General features: G+C 54.0%; 8 protein-coding genes and 1 tRNA gene. 6 read left to right on the top strand and 3 right to left on the bottom strand.

Annotation, left to right across the window (positions count from 1 at the left end; all coding sequences use genetic code 11):
* Positions 1 to 288: 288 nt before the first annotated feature.
* Together AC2FMY_RS21665 and AC2FMY_RS21660 are read left to right on the top strand one after the other, a co-directional pair.
* A complete protein-coding gene (locus AC2FMY_RS21665) occupies positions 289 to 1,440 on the top strand; it encodes a tyrosine-type recombinase/integrase (protein WP_496808080.1) in 1,152 nt (383 codons plus the stop codon).
* Between the two features lie 134 nt (positions 1,441 to 1,574).
* A complete protein-coding gene (locus AC2FMY_RS21660) occupies positions 1,575 to 2,021 on the top strand; it encodes a hypothetical protein (RefSeq protein WP_496808079.1) in 447 nt (148 codons plus the stop codon).
* On the opposite strand, the gene AC2FMY_RS21655 is transcribed toward AC2FMY_RS21660, so the two are convergent.
* On the bottom strand, positions 2,022 to 3,188 hold the full coding sequence (locus AC2FMY_RS21655) for a COG3904 family protein (protein ID WP_496808078.1): 1,167 nt from the start codon (positions 3,186 to 3,188) through the stop codon (positions 2,022 to 2,024).
* A 308-nt stretch (positions 3,189 to 3,496) separates the two neighbouring features.
* On the opposite strand from AC2FMY_RS21655, the gene AC2FMY_RS21650 reads away from it, so the two are divergent.
* From AC2FMY_RS21650 to AC2FMY_RS21635, 4 genes are all read left to right on the top strand, one after another.
* A complete protein-coding gene (locus tag AC2FMY_RS21650) occupies positions 3,497 to 4,273 on the top strand; it encodes a hypothetical protein (protein WP_496808077.1) in 777 nt (258 codons plus the stop codon).
* A 144-nt stretch (positions 4,274 to 4,417) separates the two neighbouring features.
* Complete coding sequence (locus AC2FMY_RS21645; protein WP_496808076.1) at positions 4,418 to 4,627, top strand: helix-turn-helix transcriptional regulator; 210 nt, start codon at positions 4,418 to 4,420, stop codon at positions 4,625 to 4,627.
* Positions 4,617 to 4,925, top strand: a complete 309-nt coding sequence (locus AC2FMY_RS21640; protein ID WP_496808075.1) for a hypothetical protein — start codon at positions 4,617 to 4,619, stop codon at positions 4,923 to 4,925. The genes AC2FMY_RS21645 and AC2FMY_RS21640 overlap by 11 nt, the downstream gene beginning before the upstream one ends.
* Positions 4,922 to 7,066: an AICE element replication initiation protein gene (locus AC2FMY_RS21635; protein ID WP_496808074.1), complete on the top strand. Its 2,145-nt coding sequence runs from the start codon at positions 4,922 to 4,924 to the stop codon at positions 7,064 to 7,066. Before AC2FMY_RS21640 ends, AC2FMY_RS21635 begins: the two co-directional genes overlap by 4 nt.
* Positions 7,067 to 7,371: 305 nt before the next feature.
* Here AC2FMY_RS21635 and AC2FMY_RS21630 read toward each other — a convergent pair whose 3' ends face one another.
* On the bottom strand, positions 7,372 to 9,366 hold the full coding sequence (locus tag AC2FMY_RS21630) for a hypothetical protein (protein ID WP_496808073.1): 1,995 nt from the start codon (positions 9,364 to 9,366) through the stop codon (positions 7,372 to 7,374).
* 441 nt (positions 9,367 to 9,807) lie between these two features.
* A tRNA-Met gene (locus tag AC2FMY_RS21625) sits at positions 9,808 to 9,884 on the bottom strand.
* Positions 9,885 to 9,913: the final 29 nt, after the last annotated feature.

Raw genomic sequence — 9,913 nt, 5'->3', positions numbered from 1 at the left:
TGGTGGCAAAACGTAAGAAGCGCCCCTTTGGGGCGTTAGAGTGTTGTATTTATGCGGTAATTTTGGTTGCGGGAGCAGGATTTGAACCTGCGACCTTCAGGTTATGAGCCTCATTGTCGTATGTTTGTTGTTATTTGCTAAAGTTATTTCTTGCATTATTTATCAATATGTTACCTATGCTATGGCTTGTTGTAAGCATTCTCCACATTGTCCAAAATTGCTCTCCGGTGTAGCACCAGTGTAGCACCATAAGCTTTCGGTAGCACCAAAACACCTAAAGGATATACCGTGACCAGTCACCGTTTGAACTTCACCAAAGCCGCCCTTTCGAAAGCCCCTGCCGCCAAGAAAGGATCGCGGGATTATTACTACGATGACCGGGAAGCTGGCCTCGTTATGGCTGTTACGGGTGCGGGATCAAAGAGCTTTTACCTCTACAAGCGGATTGAGGGGCGGCCCGAACGTCTGTTGCTTGGGAAGTTTCCCGACATGACCGTGGAGCAAGCCCGCAAGGCGGCGGCAAAGGCCAAGGGCGGCATCGCGTCTGGTGCCAATCCTCAGAAAGAGAAACGAGCGGTTCGGGATGAAATGACCTTTGGGGCGCTTTTTGCCGAATACATGGACAAGTATTCAAAAGTTCATAAGAAATCGTGGAAATATGACGAGCGGGAAGTCAACAAATATCTTCCACACTGGTTTCGCCGAAAGATATCCAGCATTGATCGGGCCGAAGTGGAACGGCTTCATGCAAAGATCGGCAAGGAAAATGGTCTCTATCAGGCGAACCGCCTGCTTGAACGCATCCGGTCCATTTTCAACAAGGCCGTTGAATGGGGTTGGAAAGGTGTGAACCCGGCAATCGGCATCAAGAAGTTTCGGGAACAAAGCCGCGACAGGTTCTTGCAGCCCGACGAGTTGCCCCGGTTCTTCGAGGCGTTGGCAAATGAACCCAACGACGCCGCACGGGATTTCTTCATGATTTCCCTCCTGACAGGGGCGCGAAAGTCAAACACGCTGGCGATGATGTGGAAGGATGTCAACTTTCAATCAGCCACATGGCGGATTGAGGAAACCAAGAACGCCGATCCGCTCACAGTTCATCTCCCCAAACAGGCAGTCGAATTACTGATTGAACGGAAACTGAAATCAGAAAGCCCCTATGTGTTTGAAGGGTCAGGCAAGAGCGGTCATCTTGCCGACCCCAAGAAGGCTTGGAGCCGGATTCTGCAAGAAGCGGGGATTGAAAACCTGCGCATCCACGACCTGCGCCGCACCTTGGGCAGCTATCAGGCGGCAACCGGGGCGAACGGGTACATCATCGGGAAATCACTCGGGCATCGGTCGCAGCAATCCACCGCGATCTATGCACGATTGAACCTTGATCCGGTCCGAGAGAGCGTAGACAAAGCGACCGAGTTGATGTTTTCGAAAGTGAGTTAGGGCGGTGATGTGGTTTTCGCTGATATCGGGGAGTATTGCAGCTTTGCACAGGCAGGCACCTTTGCAAAACCGCTAACGTGTTCAATGAGCTTCTTCAACGAGCTTCGATGCGCTGACAGCTAGGGGTTGAGTTGATGACAAGAGATGAAATTCTTTCAGTTTGCGTCGCAGTACGCGACTTCGACGTGATCCACACTTGGGAAACCGAGTTTGCTCCATCATTCGACAAATTACCGGAAGGCAGGAAAATCTGGAGTCACAATGCTTATCAGTCCATGTGGAGGGCAGCTTTGCTTTACAGCCTCATCGCTCTTAGGAAAGTGGCTGACTTCGCTGAAAACCGGGGAACAAAGCCCGACGACATCAAACTGAGTGATTTAGGTTTGGACCTTCAGGCTATTACAGGCGACACCGAGATAATTGATGCCACCTTTCGACGGAAAATAAACAAGGGGATCGTCCATCTCACCACAGATTTGGACTTCGACAATCCAGAGTTAGTGTATCTGAGAGAGCAGCTTCGGTCCAAAGAAGCCGTTATTCAGGTCCTTGGTGACGCCGTCTTTGCTAAGATTTCTTAACTAGTTACCTCGCCTTTCATCAAGCCAATTTGTTTGATGCGTCTTGACGGTAACAATTCGACAAAAAAGGACTAGGTCATTATAGGCGAAAACCTTTTGGTTAATCTCATCAAGCTCGGTCCTCAATTGTTTATCGGAAATGCCAGTATAATCTGTTCGAAGGGAATCTTCCTCGCCGTAGCCGAATCCCCAATCTGCATAGCTGATTTGACCGGGTGCGCGCTGATATAGCGACAGTTCCGGCAGAGTCAGGACGTCTGTATTTCGGCCGCACTTCGCTGCAATCCAATCCTCAAAAAAAGGTTCGATGGATGGGAGCATAGATTCAAGATCGCTGGAAGAAACCAAGTCGATGTCGCGGGAAGTGGTTGCCATGGTTCTCGTGACAAACTCGCGGCTCGCACCCATTTCAATTAGAAAGTTACCCATATGCTTGAGCATAGACGCATGTGCCTCTCGGGCATCTGCGGCACTAAGTTCAGAAAAATCTTCGTCCGGCATTTTGGGTCGATGGACGCCGATGGTTGGGATAAACAAGAATTGGTTCTTTTTGTCAAAGTTTTCGACAGATTGTCTAATAACACCGCTTGCAAATACTATTGTGCAGGCACTCCAACAGCGACCGGCTTTTGGGTGCTCGCGGTATAGGTCGCCATCAACGACAGACATGCCGCCCCAAGGTTGCGCAACAGATGGAACCAAGTCATCAAACAAGCCGCGATAAGCAGTTGCAACAGTTCGAGTGGTGATAAGCAAGTCACGAGTAATTCGCCCAATCTTGATTGCCTCCGAAACGCTACCACCGGGGCTATTCAGAACGAGGACAAGCTGATTCCAAAATGACTGCGAAAGAGCGTCGGCAACAATTTCTTCGAATTTTTCGGCATCACCCTTTTCTATTGGGCCTTCTAAGAAAACGAGCATCTGCCCGCGCTGGTCTTCTTTGTAGCTAAACTCGGCAGCGTGGCCCCTAGAGCCAACCATAAAGGTGATAGCAAGTGTGAACAGAATATGCACAGCTCCCAACCAACACGGCGAAAAGAAGTTATACGCTTTTGCGACCACTACACGCTCCCATTCAACCATTTCGACCTGACCACAACCGGAGTGGGTTTCGCAACTGTCCTGCTTGCCAGATTGCAGGGTAGACGGGTCCTCGGTGTCCATTGGGTACCATTTGGCTTATGTGTCTAAAGGTCGCCTTAGGCGGCTTCAGTGAGAAAATCCGATACTAAGGATTCGGTGGACTGTGGCTGTTCAAAGAAGTTTGTTTGTTCCCGCATATCTGCCCCTCACCCCGGCCTTTAGAAGGTCTTCTGGGATTCGACTCAATGATTGATTTGGGCTGGAAGGCTACAGGTTTTAGAGAACCGTTCATTCGAAAAAATAGAAGTTTCAAGCCAAGTTTCACCGTCAGCACTGTCAGCACTGTCAGCCTCTGGCGTTTGCCTCGGTTTTGCTGAACAAGCGGGGGCATGGAACAAACAGGCGACACCCGCCCCGACACCAAAGAGATACCGATCCCCCCGTGGCAGCGCCTGATGACGGGGCAAGGGTTCCTGATCGAGCTACAGCGCCTCTATGATGCCCGGTTCATGCTGGAACTAGAGATGCTGATTGGCCCCAAGGCCAATGCTGACGACCTGCGCAAAGGCGTTGAGGCAGCAGCACGGGCGTATGTCCGCGAGCGTCGCAACATGCGCCGACGCAAGCCGGGCGCGATGGAATACCGCCGCCTGTCTGCATTGTCTGCCAAGCTTGAGCCGGTACTAGTGGACCTTGCCCGAGTGCAGGCTTCACCAAACTGTTCCGGGAAACTGGCCGACGCGCTGGAAGCGCAAGCCCGATCAGCTGACCCAAGCGCCGCCGGAATTGCAAACTTGATTGAAGGCGCGTTTGGCCCCGGCGATCCCGTTGGCCACATCGCGTCGTTTCTCGACCTGTTGCAAAAAGCCGCCGCACAAACGGTTGCTCTGGGCGAGCATGACTCTCAAAGCGGTTATTACGGGGCTGATCTGGACCGCTGGTCTCGCAGGCCAAAGAAAACCGAAAGCCAGCCGATCTTTGCCTTGGCCCGTGCCTTTCGCCCCTATTGGGAGCGCAACGCCATGCGCCCCTTCAATGCGGGCCGCTACGATCCGGCCACAAAGCAAAACAAGGCACAGGCCGTTGACGCGATTCATCTTATTGGTCGGAAGCTTGATTCCAACCTGACGCGCACCCGCGTTGTCACGGTGATGCGGGTGATTTAGCCATATTGCCGCCACATTCCGTGGCAATTAACTGACCCCGTTTTCTATGTAAGCACCGTTTTTTTGTTCCCTGCTTCATCGGTTTAGCGGCGCTCAATTGCCCCCTAGATGTTCCTTCATCGATCAAAATTCATGGAGGTAAACATGATCGCAAAACAGGCAAATACCTTGCTCAAACCCGAGCAAGTCGCGGAACGCCTCGGCGTGTCCACAACCACGCTCGCCACGTGGCGCTGCACCAAGCGTTATCCGCTGGCCTATGTCAAAGTTGGCCGCTTGGTTCGCTATCGTGCAGGCGACGTTGACGCCTTCGAGATTGCCCGTCTTCAGGAGGTGGTGGCAAATGACTGGTAACTGGAAACCCATCGAATTTGCCGCAATCGCGGAACTGGCCCGGATCAACTTGCGCAGCCTTCTGGCCGAATGGCTGCCCGATGGCAGGATCATCGGACGCGAATGGGTGGCGTTGAACCCCACCCGTGCGGATCGCAAGCGCGGTTCGTTTCGGATCAATCTCGATAGCGGCCTTTGGGCCGACTTCGCAACAGGCGACAAGGGCGGCGATGCCATCAGCCTCTTTGCCTATCTCAACGGGGTGCAGCAGGGACAGGCCGCGCGTGCGCTGGCGCAGCGTCTGGGGGGTCAGGCATGAGCGCGCGGCAAGACCTCCGCCACCCGACAGCCGGTGCCGCTGACACCCAACATGTCTATCGCAACACGGCAGGTGCGCCGGTGCTGGTTGCCAACCGTTATGAGGGCAACGGCAGGGGCAAGTTCTTCCTGCCCTATGACGTGACCAAAGAGGCGTGGAAAGCGCCTCAGTCGCGCCCGATCTATCATCTGGACCGGATCGCCCAGGCGGACCCGGATCAGCCGGTGATCTGGGTTGAAGGCGAGAAGTGCGCCGACGCGCTGACCGCCCTTGGCTATCTGGCTTCCACCAGCTTTGGCGGCAGCAAGGCATTGACAAAAACCGACCTCTCGCCGCTGACGGGCCGCATTGTCATTATCTGGCCCGATCACGATGAACCGGGACAGGACTATGCCGCCAAGCTGGCCGAAGACCTCGTTACGATACATAGGGCGACGCCGCTGATCCTGCCGATCACCGGCGCCCTCGTTAAGGAGCATGATCCGGCAGGTGTGATCCCTAAACGTTTACCTAAGGGCTGGGACGTGGCCGACGCCATTGCCGCAGGCTGGGGCCAAGGCGAGATTGACGCCCTAGTTAATAGCGTGGCCTGCGATCTGCCGGATGCAACTGCCGCTTACTTAACTAATAAGATCGAACCGGCAGCAAATGACCCGCATCCCCCTACGTATCGTAGGGACACTCCGGACCCGTATACGATACCTATACGTAGGGACGAGACCCCACCGCCTATACGTAGCGATGAGACTGCGGCGCTGGTGGATGGGCTGGAACTTTGGAACACGCCTCAGGGTGAGCCTTATGTAACGATACGGACCAAGGGTCACTTCGAGCACTGGCCCGTGGGTTCCGCGACCTTCCGCAACTATCTGGCCTATGCCCATTACAAGGCCGAGGGCAAAGCCCCCTCGAATGCGGCGCTGGATGACAAGCGCCGGATGCTGGAAGGGGTGGCGCGGTTCGAAGGCGAGACCTATCCCGTTTCCAGCCGCATCGCCTCGATCGGGCGCACGGTCTATCTCGATCTTGGCGATAGGGACTGGCAGGCCGTGGCAATCACCTCTGAAGGCTGGCAACTGGTCAGCCATCCCCCCGCACGGTTCCGGCGCTCACCGGCCATGCAGGCGCTGCCAGTCCCGGAGCGGCACGAGAACGGCATCGACCTGTTGCGCGATTTCCTGAATGTGGACAGTGAGGATGATTTCCGCATGCTGGTGGCATGGGTTTTGGGGTGTTTCCATCCCAAAGGCCCCTACCCCATCCTGATCCTGTCCGGCGAACAGGGCAGCGCCAAGAGCTCCACCGCGCAGACCCTGCGCGATCTGATCGACCCGGCGCAACCCAGCACCCGCAGCACCCCCAATTCCGAACAGGATTTGGTGATTGCTGCGATGCACAACCATGTTCTGAGCTTCGACAATCTCTCGACCATCCGACCGATGATGGCAGACGCCTTCTGCCGGATCGCCACCGGGGGCGGGTTTGGCACCCGCAAGCTGCACACCGACAGCGACGAGGTATTATTCAACGCCACCCGGCCCTGCCTTCTGAACGGCATTCCCGATCTGGCGGCGCGGCCCGATCTGGCGGATCGGTCCATTGGTGTTCACCTGCCGGTGATCCCACCCGGCAAGCGCAAGACCTTGGGCGCGTTCAATCGCGACTTCGCCAAGGCCAAGCCCTATATTCTGGGCGCGCTTCTGGACGCGGTATCCTGCGCCTTGGCCCGGATTGACTCTGTGAGCCTCCGCGAGGCCCCCAGAATGGCCGACTTTGCAAAATGGGTGGTTGCCGCCGAAGATGCCCTTGGATGGACTCAGGGCGCGTTTCTGGACTCCTACGCCGCCAACCGCGCCCGAAGCGATCAAGCCGCTGTTGAGGCCAACCCGGTGGCACTGGCAATCCTGTCACTGATGGATGGGCGGCAGCATTGGAACGGCACCGCAACCGAGTTGAAGCAAACTTTGCGGGATCGCTTCCCGGCGCTGACAGAGGACAGCCACAGCTTTCCCCGGTCCGAGGCACGGTTTGGGGCAGCGCTGCGCCGAGTACAACCCGTTCTGCGGCGTCAGGGGGTGAACATCGCCTTCAACCGCGAGGGCAAAGCGGGGGTGCGGGTGATTGAATTGACCAACCGGTGAGAGGTCACGCCGCAACGAATGCTCAAGCGCTCGACCTGAACAGTCGGGCGCTTTTACGTTTGTTCTATTCCTTCGGACGGTTTTGCAAATCGACTTTGTCCGCTATGCGGACACTGCTGCCATTCACTGTCATGGACGTTGCACAACTTATGGTTTCCAGAAGCCGACCGAGCTATGGACTCGATAGCAACTGACTCGGGACATTATTGCGGAATTTGGATAGCTATCAGAAGGCCTGCCGCAGAATTTCTTAGATGGCCACTGATTGCGACCCAATTTCAACGAACGTTGAATTCATTGATGAGTTATTCAAGCCATTCCCCTTGGGGGCCAACGCTGTTAGAGGCAAGCGCCTCGAAATCAGTGTAACTACATCCATCTGACAACCGGCGCAGGCGATCTGCGAAATCCTGCGGGCTTCCTGCGCTCTTCACGGCTTTACCAAGGCCCAGCCCATCCCAAATATTTTCAGGGGATTCAAAGCTGTTTCTGAACCCGACAAGGGTCATTCTGACCACAAGATCAATTACCTCGCGCGTCCACCCATGAGCCTCGATTACTGCTGGGATGGTATGTAACGAGTAGAAATATTCGTGCTCCTCGTCCACCAGATCACCGTACTTCCTTACAAGGTCGACCGATTTTGCATCGAGCACTCCAAGTGCTCTTGCTGCTGTTGCGAATATCGCAGTCATGTCCCTTTCACCTTTAGACAGTGAGCTCGTTCGCCAAGCCAACTTGCCTTTGGTACGTTCAGACAGTTTGATCGTTTCACTAATCAAGTCGCGAAGAGGCACCACGGCTTCAGGACAGTTGTCGCGAACATGATCAAAGAAAGCACCTTCATCAAGTGGCTCATCCTGAACTTCGAATGAGGCCTCAAACATGCGAACATTTTCGTCACTGGAGGGTAGCTCCGCGACAAATTCTGCAAGCTCCTTGATTGCGACGATACAGTCTTCCTGTGACAATGAACTAAGCTTAACAGTTAAGGTATTTCGCTCGGCCTCCATCGCGTGAATACGTTGATCGATTTCACGTAGAGTTTTGTTGTCGCCAGACGGTGGGTTGTGCCACCCATCAAAATCTTCGGGCACTAATACAATGCTTTGCGGTCGTCTTTGGGGGGCACCGTCCAAAATGGCGATCCCTTCAGGGTACACAACATGAGCCGTTTTGTTTCCGGCAGGGGTGATCTTTCTAACAAAGTCATTGTAGATCAAATTGGATCTTGGGGGGTCTGGGAGCCGTTTGAGCTTCAATCGCGGGGACATTTCGCCGGTGATCTCGACGCGAACTATGCTGTCATTGACCGCACACCAGAAAGCTGATTCATCCGGCTCCCAGACCAATAGCTTTTCAAGATTCCAAACTTCGTGAAACCAATAAGAAAATAACTTGTGCTGCGGGTTTATTCCCAATGCTGGTGGAAACTCCCTAAGCGCCTTTGTCGGACTTAGATTGTGCCTTTTGCAGTGATCTGAAACCGCATCCAACACTTTGCTCGTTACCTGTTGGTTTTCCTCCAAAGAATCCCGCGTATTGAGAAAACTTCTAAATTTGAAGTCGTCTGACGTTTTCCAAGCTACGAATAACCGGCGCAACAGGCGAAGGGGTGACGTTTGCCAAAGTTGGAGCCCAAAGCCATAGTATCTGATTTTTTCTCCTATGTGCAGAAAGCCAAGGGGGCCGGCCCTTACGTCTGTTCTGGGCAAGATACTCAACTCGGGGCGAAGCAAATAAGAACCTTTCGGACTAACAGAAAAAAAGCCGGGCCCATCCATTTCGAGTACATCTACACTTGTTGATCCTGTGTCGGGATCAAACAACCCTGTCCCCGTGGCAGAACTGTCTCCATGTATCGGGAATCGAATTGTTCCGTTACAGACCTCGACAAATGGAGTTCCATAGATGTCCCGAAAATGATCGGAAGAGTTGACCACTCGACAATGTTCCAGAGATATCGCATGTAATCTTCTGAAAGTCTGACCCTCTGGCTGGTCACTAGTTTCCACTTCAAACGAAGTGCGCACAAACACATTGGCGCCGTCTTGGCTATTGACCGCCATTGCCCCGTAGGTTTTCTCCCCATCAGGCAACTCAAGCACCTTGATCAAGCTTTTGGAGGTTGCGTCAAAAATTTTGAATGATGATTTCCCATCATACGCCCAGACACGATTGCCGTTGCCCACATTTGCGTGCGTTGTCTCGAAGCCAACCCAGAACAACCAGTCATTTCCATCGGCGTAGCCTGTGACGTGAAGGTACCTACCTAAGTTCCGAATATCGACTTTAAACATCTAACGTGGTTCCAAAAGTGGCTTGTAGGGAAATCAACTTTAGCAAGAATACTTGTTGTGGCTGTGCATTTAAAGTCAACCGCTCACACGCTTCCGTTTTGGGCTCAGAGCCGTCATTCCAAATATCGGCTTAGGCCGTGATTTCCCCCTACCCGGGGTATACGCGGGGCCGGGTATACCCCGGGTAGGGAAAAATCCCTCTGTATTCGTCTACGGGCCACGCAGTTTCACTTGGCTGACGGTGCTGACAGTGCGGACGGCAGGGGCGCATTGGTTTTAACTTTGGGACAGATTCTGCTCCGAAGGTTCGTCAGATTCGGCAAGCCAAAGTTAGCCCTTGTTTGCTCTCTGGCGTAGCACCGTTGTAGCACCGGGCGTGGACGGTGCGAACGCGAGCTGTGCCCTGTTGGGCGTTAGTGCGTTGTAATTGTGTTGGATATTTGGTTGCGGGAGCAGGATTTGAACCTGCGACCTTCAGGTTATGAGCCTGACGAGCTACCTGGCTGCTCCATCCCGCGCCGGTTTGTTGGCCTTTTGGTTTTTGCCT

Source organism: Ruegeria sp. YKSE079, from assembly GCF_059612845.1.
Note: the sequence above shows the minus strand (reverse complement) of the source record. Positions and strands in the feature narration are given on the sequence as shown.